Raw genomic sequence first — 19,595 nt, 5'->3', positions numbered from 1 at the left:
TGCATTGCCGATACTTTTAGCATAATTTATGTCACCAACCTTAAAAAAAAAGAACAATATCACGGTAGAAGGTAACCCTGATACCTCCCGGACGATTGTTTTCAGCAATGGCTTCGGCACCGACAAAAGCGCCTGGGATGTGGTTAAACAGGCTTTTAGCCAGGACTACCGTATGGTATTGTATGATAATGTTGGCGGCGGCAACGCCGATCCAAACGCTTACAGCCCTATAAAATACAGCTCCCTCAATGCCTATGCCGACGACCTGCTGGATATAGCGGCCGACCTGGATCTGGAGAACGCCGTTATGGTTGCCCATTCCGTTAGTTCTATGATCACGATGCTGGCCTCTGTAAAAGATCCGAAGTATTTTTCTAAAGTGGTTTTTATTGGCGCTTCGCCCAGGTATCTTAACGATGAAAGCGCTAATTATACAGGCGGTTTTACCCAGCCGGCGTTAGACAGTATGTATAACACCATGACCACCAATTACTATGCCTGGGTAAGTGGTTTTTCAAGCATGGCCATGGGTAACCCGGATAATCCCGAACTTGGCGAATCATTTGCACGTACGCTGGCCGCTATAAGGCCGGATGTTGCACTGGCGGTGTCTAAGGTTATTTTTGAATCTGATGTGCGTAAGGAACTGGATAACTATCGTAAAGAAACATTGCTGATACAGGCACAAAATGATATCGCCGTGCCCGATGCGGTTGCCCAATATTTAAACAAAAATATCAGCAACAATAAACTAAGATATGTAGATGCAGAAGGGCATTTCCCCCATATCAGTGCACCACAGGAAGTAATAGCAGCTATTAAATCATTTATCTGATCTTGCAATTAACTACTACCACACCTATTAACTGGGCAAAGCAGGCGCTTGCATTTATAACACGCCTGGGCATAATAGATACCTATGAAAACTGGAATGTGACGATGCTGCGCAGCATGGGCCATTTGCAGGAATTAACGGGCGCATCTGATATTTTACTGATAAAAAATGAGGATGCTCTTACAACACGCGTAATAACGGGCGGTGATGAAGCCGTTGTGTATATAGACCCTAAGCTTTTTGCAGATTTTGCAAATGAAGATGCGCCCGTTTATTTAAGGCTGCCGGGGGCCAACCTCTCCCCTGCGCTTGTAAAGCTTTTTAATTTCCCTCAGGCTTTGGTGATACTGCCTATTAACCAAATGGATATCAGCGGTTATTTGGTTTTAAGCTGGGCAAACAGTTTTAATATCGATGCCGATTTTAGGGAATTTATAGCTGCAGCTTACAGCAAAATAAACGAAACTATTAATCTTTCGCGCAATCACTACGCCCTGGAAGAGCTCAAGGTACGATTTAACGCCATATTACAAACGGTACCGCAAAGCATTGTGTTTATTGATGATAGCGGTAAAAACAGCTGGATAAACGGCCCGGCGGCAAAACTGTTTAACATCACAGGCGGCAATGTTAGCCCTACCCTTTTGGCAGCAAAAATGCAGGAGCTGCGATCTGGGGCAAGCAATAAAGAAGAGATCTTTAGGCGCGGGATGGAATTATTTCAATCCAAAGATAAAACAATCAATAACTGGCAATGGATCTATACCGAGCCCGAGCTGATGGTATTATCCGTTTGCTGCACGCCTACCGTATCCGAACATGTTAAAGGTGTATTATGGACCTTTGATAACATTACCCAACAGTACCTTTACGACCAGCATCTTAAAGATCTTAACATTCAGTTAGAAGAAAAAAGCCGGCTTGCAGAGGAACAAAACCGTGCAAAATCTGAATTCCTGGCTAACATGAGCCACGAGATCCGTACGCCGATGAACGGTGTTATCGGCATGACCAGCCTGCTGCGAAACACCAGGCTGGATGAAGATCAATTTGATTTTGTGGAATCTATCCGCATAAGTGCAGATGCTTTGCTGGAGATCATCAACGAGATCCTCGATTTTTCTAAGATAGAATCGGGCAAGCTGGAGTTAGAAGAACATCCCTTTTACATCCACAAGATCATCGAAGAAACATACGACCTGCTTTCATTTAAGGCCCAGGAAAAAGATCTTGACCTGCTTTACCTGATAGACCACGAAGTGCCGACAGAACTTATTGGCGATATGACGCGCTTACGCCAGATTGTTGTAAACCTGGTGGGCAACGCCATTAAATTTACCGATAGCGGCGAGATCCTGACAAGCATCAACCTGTCGTTACGCAAAAACAATATTTACGAGCTTGAATTTGCCGTAAAAGATAGCGGCATAGGGATCCCCGAAGATAAGATGCACAAACTGTTCAACTCTTTCTCGCAGGTAGATTCGTCTACCACGCGCAAATATGGCGGCACCGGCCTGGGGCTGGCTATAAGCGCCAGGCTGATCGAAAAGATGAACGGCCATATTTGGGTAGAGAGCGAAGTGGGCGTAGGCACTACCTTTAAATTTACCATACAGCTAAAGGCCAACAGTCAGGTAAAAGAATATAAGCCGGTTACCATACAAAAAGATCTTACCGGAAAATCTGTTTTAATAATAGATGATAACCAAACCAACCTGCGCATACTTAAAGGCCATTGCGAACATTGGGGCATGCATGCCGATATTTTTGACAATGGCTTAGACGGCGTTGATGCGCTGGGGCAATCTCATTACGATATTGTAGTGATTGATATGCTGATGCCGCATATGAACGGTTTGGATGTGGCCAAAAAAATAAACAAACTATACGGTAATAAGATCCCGCTGGTGCTGTTCAGTTCGGCAGGCAATTTCCCGCCCGATCGTAAAAAGGATTTAAAGCTATTTTCGGCGATATTAGATAAACCTATTAAGCAGGCGTACTTTCATAAAATGCTGGTTGATAAATTATCCGAGTTCCATACCGAAAAGAAAAAGGAACCCGAACCGGAAAAACCTGCCGAAGAGCTTATTTTTGATAAAAATATAGTGAGTGTGCTGGTGGCCGAAGACAACCTGATTAATCAAAAAATTGTAATTAAAGGGTTTAAAAATATAGGTTACAGCTGCGATGTAGTATCTAACGGGCTGGAAGTATTATCATCCTTAAAACGCCAGCACTACGATATCATTTATATGGATGTGCACATGCCCGAGATGGACGGCCTGCAGGCCACCCGGCAGATCATTGCAGATTATGGCAAAAACAGGCCAATTATTATTGCGATGACGGCAGGCGCTTACGAACAGGACAGGGAAGAATGTTTAAACGCAGGTATGGATGATTACATTACCAAACCCTTCGATTTTGATAATTTTTATTATAAGTTTAACTTTTGGAAAGGCAAGCTGAATAAATCATGATGATCAGCGTATGCGCCGCATGATTATTACACCCATATGCAAAACATTAAAAATATCATATTCGATTATGGCAACGTTATTTTTAGTATTGATTTCCGAAAAGCCCAGCAAGCTTTTAAAGATTTAGGCATCAGCAACCCCGATGAATTTTTCGGCCACCGCCAGCAGGATCAGATCTTTGACCAATTTGATCGTGGCGAAGTTACTGCTGATGAATTCAGGGCTTACGTAAAGCAAAAAATTGGCAACCCGGCCATTACAGATCAGCAGATAACCGATGCCTGGAACAGCCTTTTATTGGGCATTGCGCCCGGCAATCACGAATTATTACTGAAATTCAAAGCTAAATATCGCACGTTCCTGTTAAGTAACATCAACGATATCCACTACACTTACATCCTGAACTATCTGAAAACCGATTTTGGTTTTGATGATAACGAGCACTTGTTCGAGAAAACATACTACTCGCACCTGGTGGGTAAACGTAAACCACAGACCGATTTTTTTGAACAGGTACTGGCCGAAAACAACCTAAAGGCCGAAGAAACTTTGTTTATTGATGATAGTCCGCAGCATTTAGAGGCCGCCAAAACGCTGGGCATCCAAACCTTTTTGATGACCGCCCCGGATACGCTGGCGGCATTTGCCCAACGCGAACATCTGGTTTAATTTTAAATGTTAAATATGATGTACACAACACTATTACATCAATATCAACTGGTTTTATCAGCCCGCGGGGCATTGTTGAATTATTGTGAAACCATCCGGCCCGAACATTTGGCCCAACCCATCCCCTCGTTTAATAACGATAGCATGGGCAGCCTGATGCGGCATGTGGCTAATACCTATCTGGGCTGGCTGCTCAACTTTTTACAGCAGGAACAGCGACCTTACTTTACGGAAGACAACCACAAAAACCTGCAGGCTATCCGCAGCATGTTTGAGCAGGTAAACCTGGTAGCAAATGATTTTTTGCTGCACCATAAAGATGATATGACCACCCCCCTTAGCCTGCCAAGGGAAGGCGAAGAGGCTTTGAGCATAACACCACTGCAATTGTTTACCCACACCATCACACACGAATTTCATCACAAGGGGCAGTTAGCCATTATGAGTAGGCAACTGGGTTATATCCCTGTTGATACGGATGTGATACGGGATTAAAAAATAATTCTAAAAATTAAGACGCGAAGTATCGCGTCTCTACAAAACATACCATCCGTAGTTAAAGACGCGATACTTCGCGTCTTTAACTCTATGAAAGGAATTATTAATTTCTTTACTTACTCCTTCTCTTTTTCTCCTTAACAATCAAACTCAGTTCCCTGCTCATCTGGCCGGCAATGGCGGTGTTCTCCTGCGCACGGCGGAACAGATAGGGCAACACCGCTTTTATAGGGCCGTAAGGCACATATTTGGCTACATTGTAGTTGGCATTGGCCAGGTTAAAGCTCAGGTTATCACTCATACCCAAAAGCTGCGAAAAATACACGTGTGGGTTTTTATGCGCTATTTGCTTTTCGTTCAGCAGATCGGCCAGCAGGCGGCAGCTTTCTTCATTATGGGTCCCGGCAACTATGGCAATATTGGCAATGTTATCGGCACAGTAAATTAAGGCGTCATTGTAGTCGCGGTCGGTAGCTGCCTTATCAGGTTGTATGGGCGATGGATAGCCCTTTTCTTCGGCACGCCTACGTTCTTTTTCCATGTAAGCACCACGTACAATCTTGGCACCCATTATAAAACCCTCTTCCTCGGCAATGGCGTGGTCTTGTATAATAGAAGCAAGTTTATCATGGCGGTATAACTGATAGGTATTGTAAACAATGGCTTTTTCTTTATTAAAAAAGCGCATCATGTTCAGGGCAAGGTTATCAATCGTTTTCTGTATCCAGCTTTCTTCGGCATCTATCATCACCGGCACACCTTCAGAATGGGCCATTTCGCAAATAGCCAGCACCCTGTCCTGCACGGTTTGCCATTCCAGCTGCTCATCAACACTTAGCTTTAAACCACTATCTAACTTCTCCAGCAAACCAAAACGGCCAACACCGGTAATTTTAAAAACCGTAAGCGGGATGTTTTTGCCTTTAGCGGCAGTTAATATGGTGCGGATGATCTCATCGCGGGTGCTGTCAAAAACAGATTCTTCATCCTCGCCCTCTACAGAGTAATCCAGTATCGTCCCTACGCCGCCGTCTGCCAGGTTTTTGGTGGTGGTGGCGCATTCTTCAATAGTTTCGCCGCCGCAAAAATGTTTAAATATGGTAGCTTTAATAAGTCCTTTTATGGGCAAACCAATTTTAACGGCAAAGTTGGTTATTGGCGGACCAATCTTTACCAAAAAATTTACGTTGATGGCCCTAAACAGCCAGTATGCGCGGTTAAGATCTGTATTGGTAGAATGGCGGAAGGCGATCTCGGTATTTTCGAAAGATAATTTATCGTTTAAACTCATGTATGTTTGATGTTCATCGTTAATAGTTCATGGATCATAGCAATCTTAGCCCTGTGTAAAAACAAACACCATCAACTATGATCTATTAACTATAAACTGGGTGCAAAATTATAAAATGATAACTCATTATCACACGAATAGTTTAATTTTGACACCCATGATAGAATTTAAGGTAGAAGGCGACTATATCCCCATGATACAACTGCTTAAAGCGGCCGGTTTAGTACAAACAGGCGGCGAAGCGCAAATAGTGGTAGAGCACGGCGAAGTAGTGTATAACGGCGAGGTTGATTACCGTAAACGCCTAAAAGTAAAACAAGGCGACGTGGTTGAATTCAGGGGGCAGAAGATCAAGGTAGTATAATGAATAACATACAGAGCGACAATTACATCGTATATTTTAACGACAGCATAACCGAACTGGCAAAATTTGTAAAACAAGGCAATTACTCCCGCGCATTTATCCTGACGGATGAACACACTACCGAGCATTGCCTGCCCATTGTTAAAGAACAACTGGACGAGCTGGATAACTTTGACCTGATTGAAGTAAACGCCGGCGAAGAAAGCAAAACGATAGATTTTTGCATCGGGATCTGGAAAACTCTGATAGATTTTGGTGCCGACCGTAAAGCGCTGCTTATTAACCTGGGCGGCGGCGTAATAACCGATATGGGCGGCTTTGTGGCATCTACCTATAAACGCGGGATAGATTTTGTGCAGGTACCTACTACCCTTTTATCGCAGGTGGATGCATCTGTTGGCGGCAAAACCGGTGTTGATATGGATGCTGTTAAAAATATCATTGGTACGTTTACACAGCCTAAGGCGGTATTTATGTACGGTGGTTTCCTGCAAACCTTGCCTGCCCGACAAATCTTATCCGGCCTGGCAGAGATGCTTAAACACGGGCTGATCGTAGATAAAACATATTGGGACCAGCTAAAAATAAGCGACCTTACTTTACCATCTGACGAATTGGTGCATCGTTCCGTACAGATCAAGAACGAAGTGGTTATTGCAGACCCGCATGAAAAAGGCATCCGCAAAGCGCTAAACTTTGGCCATACTGTTGGCCACGCGGTTGAAACCTGGTCATTAATGAACGATACCGATCCGCTTTCGCATGGCGAGGCTATTGCCATCGGCATGATCTGCGAGGCTTGGTTATCCAATAAAAAAATTGGCCTGCCGGATAGCGAACTGCTGGAGATAACTGAAGTGCTGATACACCTTTACCCGCGTTATAAAATAGATGAGGGCACCTTCCCTACCCTTTTAGAGCACATGCAAAAGGATAAGAAAAACCAAAACGGACAAATAAATTGCACTTTACTGAAACATATTGGCAAATACAGTATTGATAATATCTGCACAGAGGACGAACTTTGTGACAGTTTAAGATATTACGCCGATCTGTAAGATGCCCCCTTTAGATATCCGAAAAGAAGCTGTTATTATTTTGGTAGGCCTGCTGGTAGTGCTTACCCTTTTAGAAATGTGGTTTAGCTACCGCGAAAACCGCCATTATTACGAAAAGCGCGATACTTTCACCAATATTTATCTTACTACGCTTGCCTTTTTATTAAATCTGGCGGTAAATGGCAGTACATTTCTTTTACTTAATTACGTATATCAGTACAGGCTATTCCAAATAAAGAATGTGTTTTGGTACTGGTTTTTACTGGTTATCATGCAGGATTTTTTATACTGGGTATTGCATTACACCGGGCATTATTGCAGGTTGTTTTGGGCCATGCATGTAACCCATCATTCATCAGAGCATTTTAATTTTACAACCGGTTTCCGCTCTACAGTTTTTGAGCCATTGTACCGAACCTTCTTTTACCTGCCGCTGGCCTTATTCGGTTTTAATGCTATTGATATTTTATACGCTTACCTGGTTACCCAGCTTTACGGAAACCTGGTACATACCCAATACCGCATTCCATTACCAAAGTGGTATGCCATGGTATTTGTAACCCCGGCGCATCACCGCGTGCACCATGCATCAAACATCCCTTATCTGGATAAAAATATGGGCATGGTACTGATACTTTGGGACAGGATGTTCGGCACCTTTCATGACGAAGACACCAATGAACCCGTTAAATACGGCCTTACTCACCAGCCCGAAAACATGGGCCCGGTTAATATACTCTTCCACGAATGGAAAGCTCTGCTTAGGGACGTAAAACGCGCGCCCGGCATAGGCAACAAGATCAAATACCTGTTCAACCCGCCCGGCTGGAGCCACGACGGCAGCACCCAAACTGCCAGAATGATGCAAAAAGAGTATAAAATAATACAAACAATTAAATAATTTTATTACAAAGACTGTAACATGCAGTAATACGTGTTACATTTGTAATATGATTGAAACCATACGTAACAAAGGATTAAAACTTTATTATGAAGATGGCAACGGTGCGAAACTACCCCATGACCAGTTAGCGAAAATTACAAGAGTTTTATCTGCTTTAGATGCCATATCATCTGAAGATGATATAAAACAACTTGGTTTAGGCGTTCATAAACTCACCGGCAATCTGAAGGACTTTTGGTCGATAAAAGTAAATGCAAATTACAGAATCATTTTTCGATTTGATGATGGAAATGTATTTGACTTAGATTATATAGATTATCATTAAATAGAAAATCATGATTAAAAGAGGATTACCGCCATCACATCCGGGCGAGATACTAAAAGATCTGTTTATTACGGAGCGTGGTTTAACTATTACAGAAGTTGCAAAAGGTTTAAATATGGCAAGAGCTAATTTATCGTCTGTTATCAACGGGCATTTAGGCATCAGCCCGGAACTGGCTATTAAGCTTTCTGAAGCTTTTGGCAATTCAGCTCAGTTTTGGGTAAACCTGCAGAATAACTATGAGTTATGGCATGCAGAGCGCAAGATCAATCGTGCAACTATTCAACATTTTTATAAAGAAAGCGCCTGATAATAAAACGTTAAGTTATTGTATAATTGTTAAAACTATACAAAGCTTATAATATAATTCTATATCTGCTCATCCGGTAAAAATTTTCCGCCCATTCAAGCGTCCACGCTTGAACAAACAATTGTGTTAGCGTCTACGCTTACACAATTTTCATATATTTATTACATGGCCCGCAAGCATCAACAGACGAACTTTACTTCGTTACATTAACAGTAGTTAACTGGATAGATGTATTTACAAGACGTTTGTATAGTGATCTTATAATACAAAATCTTCAATGGTGCCAACACCATAAAAACTTGAATATTTATGCATATGTGATTATGACAAATCATATCCACATGGTTGCAAATGAAACCGATGGTTCCCTTGGCAACGTTTTGCGCGACTTTAAACCTACACTTCAAAAGAATTTTTAAAGCTTACAGCTAACAATGAGCAAGAAAGCAGACGTGAGTGGATGCTGAAGGCGTTTGAAAAAGCGGGAAAATATAATCCGCTAAACGTTCATCATCAATTTTGGCAAAATGGAAATTATCCGGTATTACTTTATTCACCAACTGTAACTGACCAAAAAATAGATTACATTCATGACAATCCGGTTAGGGCAGGTTTTGTTGGCTCGGCACATGAGTTTTGGTATAGCAGCGCTAATCCGGAAAGTCCTTTAAAGATAATTGATTAGTTGTAAGCGTAGACGCTTACATTTTTCTTATGTTCAAGCGTGGATGCTTAAACAGGCGCTCGCGGCATCAAAGGCGAGCAGGATATATTTTATCTGCACCCGTACACCGTGGGTGCCAGATAAAATGTGCTGAGGATATTTACGAAGTTTTAAGCGGTAGCTTATTCTTCGTCTGTTTTGGTTTTCTTTTCCGGCGGTGTTGATACGATCTCGCCAAATTCGTTTACGTAGGCCATCATGCCGTCAAGGTCGCCCCCGGTTGAATTTTCCTGGCGCTCCTGCTTGCGCATTGCTTTCTCCTCTTTCTTTTTAGCCCTGTTCTTTTCCAGTTGTTTCTTCATGAAGGTTGCCTGCGATTTAGCCATATTTTGATTTTTAGTGAATAAAAAAAGCATCCGCCCTGAGAAAGCGGATGCTTTGAATGACCACAAGATACGCATTTTAAACGAATTTACTTAAGATAAAATATTTTAAGCTTTATTTAATTAGGTATTTACTTGTTTATCAGAGTTTAACGTTCAATAAATTTTAAGCTGTAAAACTGTATTTTTAAATTATAAACATGCTGTTGTTGGCTAAATAAAAGGTAGCTTTAAGAAATTCCTTCTCCACAATAAATAACAATTTGGCTTTGCCGCCCATTTGCAGGGGTAACATTAAGTTAGTGATCATTACCCGCCGGGGGATTGCCATGCAACGTATTAACAAATTTCACTAATATCAATTAATATCATGAGTAAAGACAGAAAAACGGTTAAAGAAACCAAAAAGCAACCCGCTGTAAACGTAAATAAAAAGCAATCGGCCTATCAGTCAGGTAAAGGCTCGGCTTCTTCTGATGTATCATCCAAAAAATAAGATAATGAGCGAACAAAACATCGAAACACAAACAAAAATGTACCTGTACGATTTAAACAACCTGGCCCGGGAGCATGGCTTTAAAGCCGATGATAACTGGGAGTTTAGTATGGTTACCAATGCCGACAGGCTGAAGATCCAGCGGAATTATTTCCCTACCGCAGCTACAAAAATCGGCCCCGAGATACTCTTACAGGTATTAAACCAGGTTAAGGCAAGGCTAAATCAATCATCTTCAAATGATAATAACGCTGCAGACAAGCGTACGATCATTGAGGATGAATTAGATTACCTGGTTGCCTTTAACCCAAAACGCCCAAGATCATAAGTTAATGCTTAATGCACCAAGCGCCCGTTACCCATAGTATAGATAATAAGCTGTCACGATATTTATAACAACTCCGTGGCTAAATTAGCCAATTCGCTCCTTTCACCTTTTTGCAGGGTGATATGGGCGTATAACGGATGCCCCTTTGCCTTATCAATAAGGTAGGACAAGCCGTTACTTTCTGCATCTAAATAAGGTGTATCAATCTGATAAATATCACCGGTAAATACAAACTTGCTATTCTCGCCGGCGCGGGATATGATGGTTTTCACCTCATGCGGGGTTAAATTCTGCGCCTCATCTACAATAAAAAAGATCTTACTAAGCGTACGCCCGCGTATAAAGGCCAGCGGGGTGATCGAGATCTTGTCGTTACTTACCAGTTCGTCCAGCTTGGCCTGCATTTTCTCATCTTCGGCAAACTGGTCTTTTATAAACTTCAGGTTATCCCATATGGGGGCCATATACGGGTCAATTTTTGATTTTACATCGCCGGGCAAAAAGCCAATATCTTTATTACTTAACGGCACTATGGGGCGGGTTACAAAAATTTGGCGGTAATGCTTACGCTGCTCCAGCGCGCTGGCCAAAGCGAGCAGGGTTTTACCGGTACCGGCGTTACCTTGTATGGTTACCAGCTTAATATCAGGGTGCAGCAGCGCGTGTATGGCGTATGCCTGTTCGGCATTGCGGGGCTGTATATTTAAAACAGGCTGCTCGGTCACTTTTTCTAACTGGCCGCTTTGCGAATTGTAAAAGCCCGACGCCGACCCGTTCTTGCTGTTTAAGATATAAAACTGGTTACCTGCTTTCGGGTCGATGCCTAAGCCGTCAATGGGCAGGCTGTCATTTTTGTTTAATTTGGTTAATATTTTTTCGGTAACCTTGTTCAGCGTGGTTTTACCGCTGTAAAGTTCTTCAATGTTTTTGATCTTTCCTGTTTCGTAATCCTCGGCATACAGGTTTAGCGATTTGGCCTTAAGGCGCAGGCAAATATCTTTAGATACCAGTATTACTTTCCTGTCCGGGTACTCAAACTGTACACCAAGTGCGGCGTTCAAAATACGATGGTCTATCTTATCAGATCCAAAAACGATCTCGGCATCGGCACTGGTATTTTTGGCATCCATGATCACCTTAAACAAGCCTTTGCTTTTACCGTTCAGCGGGATCCATTGGTTAATAAGCCTGCTTTTTGCCATATCGTCCATCAGCCTGATAAAGCTGCGGGCTTCAAAATTGCGGGTATCATTGCCGCTCTTCATATTATCCAGTTCTTCCAGCACCTGTATGGGTATAGCTACGTCATGTTCCTGGAAATTCTCAAAGGCGTTGTGGTCATAAAGTATAACCGAGGTATCCAGTACAAATATTTTTTTCTTTCCGTCTGTTTTTCCTGTAGATTCCTTCATTAAGGCAAAATAGGCATTTGATTGGTGAGTTACAGCAGTTGTTGAAAATGTTGCAATTGTTGGGAACGGTTTAAAAATCAGGAGTTGAATTCATACTTAAAAACAGACATATTTCCCCTTTAAATACGATGTAAACACCCTTTTTTATATTTTAAATATGTTTTAAATTGCTAATAAACCTATAGTACACAGCAATGAACATTATTTTACTTTTCAAGCTGGCAGCATTTGAAGCAAAGCAAATTTATACTCCAAACTATATTGATCTTTTATTAGGGGGATTTTTCGGTTATATAACTGGAAAGTTTGGAGATACAATACTGGGAAAACTAAAAGGTGTAGATACCTCGATTAAACTAAAAAAACGGTTAAAAAAAGTCAACACTAAGCAGTTTAATAATATTTTAGCACTTGATCATGCAGAATTATCTTATATACCAACTGATATTCAAATCCGGCTTACAAAGATATCCCTGTTCTTTTCGCCTTCCTTAGAATTTCAGGATAAACTATTCAACTTATTTGGTGCCAGCTATTTTAAAAGAAAAGATTATGGACTTAAAGACTTTGATTTTAGCAAAATCAATAACTTTAAACACATTTTAGATGTAAATAAAAAGCTCATCTCTTTACAATTTGCAGATAGCATAAATAAAGTTTATCCTATATTTAATGGGCAAAAACTTGGTGTTTACCATATTCAAATCAAACGGATACCGGATACAGATAGAGCACAGCTTATAATAGATCTGTTTAAAACCGATTATTTTACTCATAAGGTCTCAAGATCCATTTACAGATGGTTAAACAGTTCTACAGGCTTCTCAAATCAAATAGATCTTAATTTTTTCTACAATAATTTTAATGAATATAAATGTCTTAATACCTCTTTTGGAATTTATATTATCGTGCAGGTAAACGAGGGATTGGTTTTCTGTAAAAGATCGGCTATTGTATCTAATACAGAAGAAGCCGGAAAGTGGCATGTTTCTGTAGACGAAGGATTAGATGTACAGGATTTGAATAAAGACAGTGTTGACATATTGCAATTTGCAGAACGTGGCTTGTTAGAAGAGCTTGGTTTAACAAGAAGTGTTTTAGATAAGTTCAAAGACGGTAAAATTAAATTCCTGGATATTTTTTTAGAAAAAAAAAGGTATGAAATTGTCATCTCGGCCTATATAAAATTAAATATGAGCATGAATGAATTGCTGAATTTTCACCGTACTGCAAAAGACGGGGATTATGAAACTTCAGACATAATTTGTATTGAAAATGAATCGTCAGCAATAAATAAATTTTTTGAAAAAAACCATGTTACAGATATGGCTAAATATTGTGTGGAACGAATAGTTGCAAGAGGTTACTTTTAATTCATTATCTGCTCACATTGATTAAAACACACGGTCAGTCAATCCGTAAAATATTATTTATAATTTTACGCCATGAAACACGAAGAAGTTGTTGCCGCGCTGAAAAAAATTGCAGAAAAAGGCGTAGCCGGGGATATCAGCAAAGATGATTTGCAGGAGTTAAAATCATACAACCTTATTGATTTTGTTGAGCCAGATAGTAAATCAAAAAAGCAAACCATTATCCTCACCAAAAAGGGCCGTGTTATGCTTAAAAGTAACTTAAAGTAAAACATCAACAGGCATCAACATCGCTTACATCCAAAACAAATTATTTAAACCTGTTTTAAATGTAAGCGATGAGATAATTATTGCTAATAAACAGCGTCTGGCGCTTTATAGTCGAATATAAAATCTACAATTTTTTTAAGTTCGGGAATTTTTAGCTTGGTGCCCTTGTATTCCCATTTCTCCCGCTCTTTGTCTATGCTTATCTCACCCAAAAAATTCGGGTCGTTGCTATCAGTGGGTTCATTGGGTACATCCTTATGAGAGAACTTGTTTATAAAGTTCGCAGCAAAAATTTTATAAGCGCCGCTTCCCCAAACACCCCTTTCGGTTACAATTTCAACTTGTTTTTCCGGTTCTTGTTCCGTACCAACTTTTAAGATTACCATATTGCTTTAAGATTATAATACAATGACAATTACACCACTACTGTTGTTTGCGAAATTTGAGTTTTTTTTGATAACATAACATTAAGTTATTGTAACTATATCTGCACAAATTTTTAACTTGTAATTTAATATTTACAATGTAGCAGGCCGTTAAAAATGTATTATTGGTACCTTTGGCATATTTTAATACGGTACCCTCTTAAGAATATACAATTTGAATTTGCATTCGCAAATAAGTATCTGCTGCTTTAAAAGTATTGTTTCATTACTGCTTTTAACCGCTGTTTCCTTTACGGTAAATGCCCTATCTGTTACCGCTAAAACAGATACGATAGCCCATTACAATAATCTGGTTTCGCGATACAGGTATGATAAGCCCGACTCGGCAAGCTTGTATGCCAACATTGCCCTGGGCCTTGCCAAACGTACCGGCAATAAAGTTGGGCAGGCTATGATGCTTAACCAGTTGGGGATGATTGATGATAACGTGGGGGATTTTGAAGCATCGCGCAAAAAGTACCTGCTGGCACTTGGTTTATATCAGCAAGCCGGGCATACCAAAGGCATGGCTGCAGAAAACATAAGGCTGGGCGTGGTAGAGATGCGTAAAGGCCAGTATGATAAAGCCACAGGCTATTTTTTACAGGCACTGAATATTAGCCAGCACGACGGGAACCTGATGGGCCAAATGGAAGCTTATATTACGCTGGGCGAAGCAACGGCAGGGCAAAAAAAATACCGGGAAGCGCTTAACTACTACAGCACAGCCGAAAGGCTGAACAACGGGCTCCCCTTCTCTAACCTATCGCTTAATTTGTTTAACGATATGGCTATCGCCTGCAGGGAAACAGGCAGGTTTAAACAGGCTAAGGCATATTTATTAAAAGGCATAGCGCTGAGTGATATACCTAAATACCAGGGGCTGAATATTACGCTTACCAACACGCTGGCATCAGTTTATGCCAAACAGGGCGATAAGCAAACTTCTATTAACCTGCAAAAGGGTGCGCTGGCAAAAGCCCGTAAAATAAATAACTACATCCGCCAGATACAAACCCTTACCGGCCTGGCCACCACCTACGGCAAAACCGACTCCAAAAACGCCTTGTACTACTGGCAGCAGGCCCTGCAATTATCGCAAAGTAAAAATGCCTATAAAGAGCAGGTGGAGGAGCTTAATGCCATTGCCGATATCTACGAGTCGCAGCAAAAATTTAAAGAAGCCTACCAGGCACGTAACAGGCAATACCGGCTGGCAGATGAATTTTTTTATAAAAAAATGTCTAAACAGATCGTAAACCTGCAAAACGCTTACGAACTTAACCAATCAAAGGCAAGGGTACAGGAATTAAGGTTTGCCAATAACAAGCATATTCTTGAGCAGAAGGTAGCCTACGCCATCGTATTCGGTGTAGTGATGATCCTGATCATCCTGGCGGTATATTATTACAAAACAAGGCAGTTAAACTACTTGCTCAACAAAACAAATACCAAGCTGCAGGAAGCAAATACGGTAAAAGACAAGCTGTTTTCGGTTTTGGGCCATGATCTGCGCTCGCCATTTATTTCGGTGATCAACCTGCTGCAGATCATCGACGACGACCTGGAGCCGCAGCATCGTAAAGAAATGATGCAGCGGTTAGAGATCAACTCCAAATCGTCGTTAGAAACGCTGGACAGCTTGCTGAGATGGGGGCAGATGCAGATCAAAGGCATCCCGGTAAACCAGGTTGTTTTTGAAACCAAACCGCCGGTATTAAGATCTGTAAATTTCCTTGCGGGGGTGGCAGATACCAAGGGCATCAATATCATTTGCAGCGTACCTGATGATATTAAGGTACTGGCAGATAGCGATCATTTTGAATTTATTATCCGTAACCTGTTATCTAACGCTATAAAATTTAGCGATCAGGGCGCAACGGTATCGGTAAGTGCGGTAAAAAATAAGGGTAAAGTTGCATTTACCGTGACAGATGACGGGATAGGTATAGCCCCCGAAAAACTAAACGGGATATTCGGTTTTGGAAATGTAAGCACCCGTGGCACCGGTAACGAAAGCGGCACAGGCCTGGGCTTACTTTTATGTAAAGAATTTGCAGGCATCAACGGCGGCATTATTGATGTTGCCAGTAAACCCGGCCAGGGCTCGGCATTTACCGTAACATTTAATGATGCAGGCTGAATTTATTTGGTTTCTTCCTCCGCATCCGGTTCCTCGCGCTCAATGGTAAGGCTGCATTCCCCAATAAATAAGGCCAAAGCGCCAACCGCTGCCAGCATTGGTGCAATTACCGCGGCAACAACACCCATCGTTAAAGAAAAATTCATTAATTCTTTTCCGTGCTTATCGTTGATGGCAATGCTGGTAATATTACCTTCCTCAATCAGTTCTTTAATTCTGCTTAACAGATTGCTGCCGTGGATGTTAAAGGTCTCTTTCTTCTTCATATAATTAAGATGCATTAACCACGGGTAAGTTACAAAATACTTATATTGATTTTTGCATGGCGGTTGCCGTATCCGGGCAAACCTGCTTAAATTCAGATGACTCTTTGATCGCATCCGGGATATCCATCCGGGCAATATGCTCATAGCCTTTTTGCTCAAAATAATCTGCAGCCGTTTCGGTAAGTAAATAAAGGGCATTCAGCTGCTTTTTGGCCGCCAGCCCCTCTATCTTGTCCAGCAGGGCGGCAGCAATGCCTCTGCCCCTGCTGTTTGCATGTACGGCTACAGAACGCAGCAAGCCGTAATTGCCATATATTTCCAGCCCTGCTACGCCTGCAATCTGCGCATTTTGTGTGGCAACATAAAAATTGCTTAGTACACCCGGCAGGTCGCTTACAGGTAAGTTTTGTGCAGTTAGCAGCTCAATCACATCATCACGATACAATTCTGCAGGTTTTATTTGTAAGGTCATGTTTTTAACAGCAATTATTTATGCTGTTTTGTTTTACGTTGCCTGCATATTGGTCTGCATTATCTAACGGCATGCGCTATCTAAAAACATAGTGTTTAAAGCTATTTTAACCAGAACTTGTTAAGCGCCGGTTTGTATTATACTATATTGTCCTCATTATTATGAAAATATTTCAGCATTTACTCAGCATGCCACAAAAACGCCGTGGTTTCCATATCATCACTTACGAGGTTTTAAATGCGATGCCGGAGTTACCGCAAATACAAACAGGTATTTGCCAGGTATTTATTCAGCATACCTCGGCTTCGTTAACGATCAATGAAAACGCCGACCCAACCGTAAGGCAGGATTTTGAAATGTACTTTAATAAGGCCGTGCCCGAGAACGACCCCGAATACCGCCACGATGACGAAGGGGCCGACGATATGCCTGCGCACCTCAAAGCAGCTATGCTGGGCTGCTCGGTTCAGATACCTATCAGAAACGGCAGGCTGGCTTTAGGCACATGGCAGGGTATTTATTTATGCGAACACCGCAACCACGGCGGCAGCCGCAACTTAATAATTACAGCCTGGGGCCAATAGCGCTGTAAGGCTGCCCTGGCTGCTTTGGATTGGTGCAATTACTGGCTGCATTTTTGCGGCATATATATTACATCAAAACTGATGATTTATGGAATTAGTAGAGATCATAAACTGCCAGAAGCAATTAAACGTTTACGAGGCCAGAATAGAGCGCTCAACCATCCGGATGTCGTGCATTAACGAGTTGCTGATGGAAGATGTGTCGGCCACCAACGTTACGATATTGGATGCCAATTTAAGCGATCTGGAGATAAACGGGGCACAGATGGGCGGTGCTTACCTGCATAATATTGGTATGCCCCCCAAAGGCCACCTCTATCATGATCCAAAGGCTAAACACCGGCCCTTAAAATTTGAAGATTGTGATTTGGAAGGCAGTACCATCAGCAACTGTAACCTTACCAATGTAACCCTAACCGGCTGCAACCTAACCGGCACAACTATTAACGGCATACCGGTAACCGACCTGTTAAAGGCCTATCATCAATAGGCTGTGTGCGTTTATAACAGCAAATAAACGGTTAGCACCTTAAGGTTTTGAATGGGATATTGCATATTTGCATTATGGAGATCAGCATACTGGCATTCGGCATTGCTAAAGATATTTTTGGAGGGCCGATAATCAAGTTAGAATTGCCTGCAGGCGCAACCGCCGCCGAATTAAAACTACGTTTAGAAGAACGTTACCCGCGCTTAAAGCAGCTGGCCAGCTATATGCTGGCAGTTAATAACGAATATGCAGCAGATAACGGGGCGATAACCGCGCAGGATGAAGTAGCTATTATACCGCCGGTTAGCGGCGGATGATCTTTTATTGATACGAGCCAAACTTATACAGGTTTATTAAATAAGTTTTATATTATTACAATAATATTTATAATAACATTAAACCATTGGCAATCAAAACAGTTTAAGCTAAAAACCCCTGTATGAAAAAACTATTTACCTGCCTTTTTGCATTTATTATTACCTTATTATCAGCAGCCTGCAACAAACATAACCCGGCCCCGCAGCCTGCGCCGACAGTGCCTGATAATACCTCGCTGTATTTCCCGCCGATTACCGGTACAGATTGGCAAACTACAACAGCCGCTTCGTTAAAATGGGATGAAACCGCGCTGAACGATCTTTACCCCTATCTTGAAAGCCAGCACACCAAAGCGTTCATCATCCTGAAAAACGGAAAAATAGTGGCCGAAAAGTACTTTGATAAATTTACAGCCGACAGCCTTTGGTACTGGGCTTCGGCAGGTAAAACCATAACGGGGCTTTTAATAGGCATTGCCCAGCAGGAAAGCCTCATCAACATCAATAACCCAACATCAAAATATTTAGGCGCCGGATGGACGTCGGAGCCCCTGGCTAAAGAAAACCTGATCACGATAAAAAACCAGCTTACCATGACCACCGGCCTGGATGACGGCGTAGCCAATAACGATTGCACACTGCCCGGCTGCCTGGTTTATAAAGCAGATGCAGGCAAGCGGTGGGCCTATCATAACGCTGCTTACACCATACTGGATAAAGTTATTGAAAACGCCAGCAAGCAAAGCTTTAACACCTATTTTCAACAAAAAATAAGGGATAAAACAGGCATGAACGGTACCTGGTTAAAAAACGCCACCTACAACAACGTTTATTACAGTAACGCGCGCAGCATGGCCAGATTTGGTTTACTGATGCTTAACAAAGGCAAATGGGATAACACCGTTTTATTGGCAGATACCGCCTATTTTAACAGCCAGGTAAACACATCGCAAAATTTAAACCTCAGCTATGGCTACTTAACCTGGCTGAATGGCAAAAGCAGCAGCATGGTGCCGCAATCTCAAATTGTGTTTCCGGTTGGGCTGATCCCGAATGCACCGGCAGATATGTATGCCGGCCTGGGCTCAAACGATCAAAAAGTATATGTAGTGCCTTCGCAAAAACTGGTGATCATCCGCATGGGCAATTCTGCCGGGGGATTTTCACTGGCCGCATCCGGTTTCGACAATGAGCTTTGGGGTAAATTAAAAACGGTGATCAAATACTGATCT

Annotated in this window: 24 protein-coding genes; 18 read left to right on the top strand and 6 right to left on the bottom strand. The window is 41.8% G+C overall.

The features are described 5' to 3' along the window. The first annotated feature begins 28 nt into the window (after positions 1–28). Genes E2R65_RS12125 through E2R65_RS12110 form a run of 4 tightly spaced genes read left to right on the top strand, consistent with a single transcriptional unit; the run spans position 29 to position 4,485 of the window. A complete protein-coding gene (locus tag E2R65_RS12125; protein WP_134336743.1) occupies positions 29–835 on the top strand; it encodes an alpha/beta fold hydrolase in 807 nt (268 codons plus the stop codon). A gap of 2 nt (positions 836–837) precedes the next feature. Next, entirely contained in the window at positions 838–3,321 is a 2,484-nt protein-coding gene (locus E2R65_RS12120) for a response regulator (protein ID WP_134336742.1), read from the top strand. 36 nt (positions 3,322–3,357) lie between these two features. Beyond that, complete coding sequence (locus tag E2R65_RS12115) at positions 3,358–3,990, top strand: HAD family hydrolase (RefSeq protein WP_134336741.1); 633 nt, start codon at positions 3,358–3,360, stop codon at positions 3,988–3,990. Positions 3,991–4,005: 15 nt separating this feature from the next. Further along, entirely contained in the window at positions 4,006–4,485 is a 480-nt protein-coding gene (locus tag E2R65_RS12110) for a DinB family protein (protein WP_192901927.1), read from the top strand. Between the two features lie 115 nt (positions 4,486–4,600). Here E2R65_RS12110 and E2R65_RS12105 read toward each other — a convergent pair whose 3' ends face one another. Then, positions 4,601–5,779 carry a proline dehydrogenase family protein gene (locus tag E2R65_RS12105; RefSeq protein ID WP_134336739.1) on the bottom strand — a complete coding sequence of 393 codons (1,179 nt, stop codon included), beginning with the start codon at positions 5,777–5,779 and terminating at the stop codon, positions 4,601–4,603. 157 nt (positions 5,780–5,936) lie between these two features. On the opposite strand from E2R65_RS12105, the gene E2R65_RS12100 reads away from it, so the two are divergent. Genes E2R65_RS12100 through E2R65_RS12080 form a run of 5 tightly spaced genes read left to right on the top strand, consistent with a single transcriptional unit; the run spans position 5,937 to position 8,740 of the window. Then, the gene (locus tag E2R65_RS12100; protein WP_134336738.1) at positions 5,937–6,143 is read left to right on the top strand and encodes an RNA-binding S4 domain-containing protein; all 207 of its coding nucleotides are present in this window, start codon (positions 5,937–5,939) and stop codon (positions 6,141–6,143) included. Next, on the top strand, positions 6,143–7,201 hold the full coding sequence (gene aroB / locus E2R65_RS12095; RefSeq protein ID WP_134336737.1) for a 3-dehydroquinate synthase: 1,059 nt from the start codon (positions 6,143–6,145) through the stop codon (positions 7,199–7,201). Before E2R65_RS12100 ends, aroB begins: the two co-directional genes overlap by 1 nt. Position 7,202: 1 nt before the next feature. After that, positions 7,203–8,102, top strand: a complete 900-nt coding sequence (locus tag E2R65_RS12090) for a sterol desaturase family protein (RefSeq protein WP_134336736.1) — start codon at positions 7,203–7,205, stop codon at positions 8,100–8,102. A gap of 49 nt (positions 8,103–8,151) precedes the next feature. After that, positions 8,152–8,430 carry a type II toxin-antitoxin system RelE/ParE family toxin gene (locus E2R65_RS12085; RefSeq protein ID WP_134336735.1) on the top strand — a complete coding sequence of 93 codons (279 nt, stop codon included), beginning with the start codon at positions 8,152–8,154 and terminating at the stop codon, positions 8,428–8,430. Positions 8,431–8,440: 10 nt separating this feature from the next. Continuing rightward, a complete protein-coding gene (locus tag E2R65_RS12080; protein ID WP_134336734.1) occupies positions 8,441–8,740 on the top strand; it encodes a HigA family addiction module antitoxin in 300 nt (99 codons plus the stop codon). Positions 8,741–9,586: 846 nt separating this feature from the next. Here E2R65_RS12080 and E2R65_RS12070 read toward each other — a convergent pair. Then, positions 9,587–9,790 (bottom strand): hypothetical protein, encoded by a 204-nt coding sequence (locus E2R65_RS12070; RefSeq protein WP_134336733.1) that lies wholly within the window; start codon positions 9,788–9,790, stop codon positions 9,587–9,589. Between the two features lie 367 nt (positions 9,791–10,157). On the opposite strand from E2R65_RS12070, the gene E2R65_RS19925 reads away from it, so the two are divergent. Together E2R65_RS19925 and E2R65_RS12065 are read left to right on the top strand one after the other, a co-directional pair. Beyond that, on the top strand, positions 10,158–10,283 hold the full coding sequence (locus E2R65_RS19925) for a hypothetical protein (protein WP_260172203.1): 126 nt from the start codon (positions 10,158–10,160) through the stop codon (positions 10,281–10,283). A 4-nt stretch (positions 10,284–10,287) separates the two neighbouring features. Then, positions 10,288–10,611: a hypothetical protein gene (locus tag E2R65_RS12065; RefSeq protein WP_134336732.1), complete on the top strand. Its 324-nt coding sequence runs from the start codon at positions 10,288–10,290 to the stop codon at positions 10,609–10,611. Between the two features lie 62 nt (positions 10,612–10,673). Here the strand turns inward: E2R65_RS12065 and E2R65_RS12060 are convergent, their stop codons facing one another. Further along, the gene (locus E2R65_RS12060; RefSeq protein ID WP_134336731.1) at positions 10,674–12,023 is read right to left on the bottom strand and encodes a PhoH family protein; all 1,350 of its coding nucleotides are present in this window, start codon (positions 12,021–12,023) and stop codon (positions 10,674–10,676) included. A gap of 194 nt (positions 12,024–12,217) precedes the next feature. On the opposite strand from E2R65_RS12060, the gene E2R65_RS12055 reads away from it, so the two are divergent. Further along, positions 12,218–13,396 (top strand): hypothetical protein, encoded by a 1,179-nt coding sequence (locus E2R65_RS12055; protein WP_134336730.1) that lies wholly within the window; start codon positions 12,218–12,220, stop codon positions 13,394–13,396. 72 nt (positions 13,397–13,468) lie between these two features. Further along, the gene (locus E2R65_RS12050; protein ID WP_134336729.1) at positions 13,469–13,666 is read left to right on the top strand and encodes a hypothetical protein; all 198 of its coding nucleotides are present in this window, start codon (positions 13,469–13,471) and stop codon (positions 13,664–13,666) included. An 83-nt stretch (positions 13,667–13,749) separates the two neighbouring features. Here E2R65_RS12050 and E2R65_RS12045 read toward each other — a convergent pair whose 3' ends face one another. Continuing rightward, a complete protein-coding gene (locus E2R65_RS12045) occupies positions 13,750–14,052 on the bottom strand; it encodes a hypothetical protein (RefSeq protein WP_134336728.1) in 303 nt (100 codons plus the stop codon). 214 nt (positions 14,053–14,266) lie between these two features. Here E2R65_RS12045 and E2R65_RS12040 point away from each other — a divergent pair, with 214 nt between their 5' ends. Continuing rightward, positions 14,267–16,234 carry a tetratricopeptide repeat-containing sensor histidine kinase gene (locus E2R65_RS12040; RefSeq protein ID WP_134336727.1) on the top strand — a complete coding sequence of 656 codons (1,968 nt, stop codon included), beginning with the start codon at positions 14,267–14,269 and terminating at the stop codon, positions 16,232–16,234. A 2-nt stretch (positions 16,235–16,236) separates the two neighbouring features. Here the strand turns inward: E2R65_RS12040 and E2R65_RS12035 are convergent, their stop codons facing one another. Together E2R65_RS12035 and arsN2 are read right to left on the bottom strand one after the other, a co-directional pair. Beyond that, a complete protein-coding gene (locus E2R65_RS12035; protein WP_134336726.1) occupies positions 16,237–16,500 on the bottom strand; it encodes a DUF4342 domain-containing protein in 264 nt (87 codons plus the stop codon). Positions 16,501–16,540: 40 nt separating this feature from the next. Beyond that, positions 16,541–16,972 (bottom strand): arsenic resistance N-acetyltransferase ArsN2, encoded by a 432-nt coding sequence (arsN2, locus tag E2R65_RS12030; RefSeq protein WP_134336725.1) that lies wholly within the window; start codon positions 16,970–16,972, stop codon positions 16,541–16,543. Positions 16,973–17,133: 161 nt separating this feature from the next. Here arsN2 and E2R65_RS12025 point away from each other — a divergent pair, with 161 nt between their 5' ends. From E2R65_RS12025 to E2R65_RS12010, 4 genes are all read left to right on the top strand, one after another. Further along, a complete protein-coding gene (locus E2R65_RS12025; protein WP_134336724.1) occupies positions 17,134–17,556 on the top strand; it encodes a secondary thiamine-phosphate synthase enzyme YjbQ in 423 nt (140 codons plus the stop codon). An 88-nt stretch (positions 17,557–17,644) separates the two neighbouring features. After that, entirely contained in the window at positions 17,645–18,046 is a 402-nt protein-coding gene (locus E2R65_RS12020) for a pentapeptide repeat-containing protein (protein WP_134336723.1), read from the top strand. A 74-nt stretch (positions 18,047–18,120) separates the two neighbouring features. Then, entirely contained in the window at positions 18,121–18,363 is a 243-nt protein-coding gene (locus E2R65_RS12015; RefSeq protein WP_134336722.1) for a MoaD/ThiS family protein, read from the top strand. Positions 18,364–18,485: 122 nt separating this feature from the next. Beyond that, positions 18,486–19,592, top strand: a complete 1,107-nt coding sequence (locus E2R65_RS12010) for a serine hydrolase domain-containing protein (protein WP_134336721.1) — start codon at positions 18,486–18,488, stop codon at positions 19,590–19,592. The last annotated feature ends 3 nt before the right edge of the window (positions 19,593–19,595 follow it).

This window comes from Mucilaginibacter phyllosphaerae, from assembly GCF_004378255.1.
In the GTDB taxonomy this organism is placed as follows: domain Bacteria; phylum Bacteroidota; class Bacteroidia; order Sphingobacteriales; family Sphingobacteriaceae; genus Mucilaginibacter; species Mucilaginibacter phyllosphaerae.
Note: the sequence above shows the minus strand (reverse complement) of the source record. Positions and strands in the feature narration are given on the sequence as shown.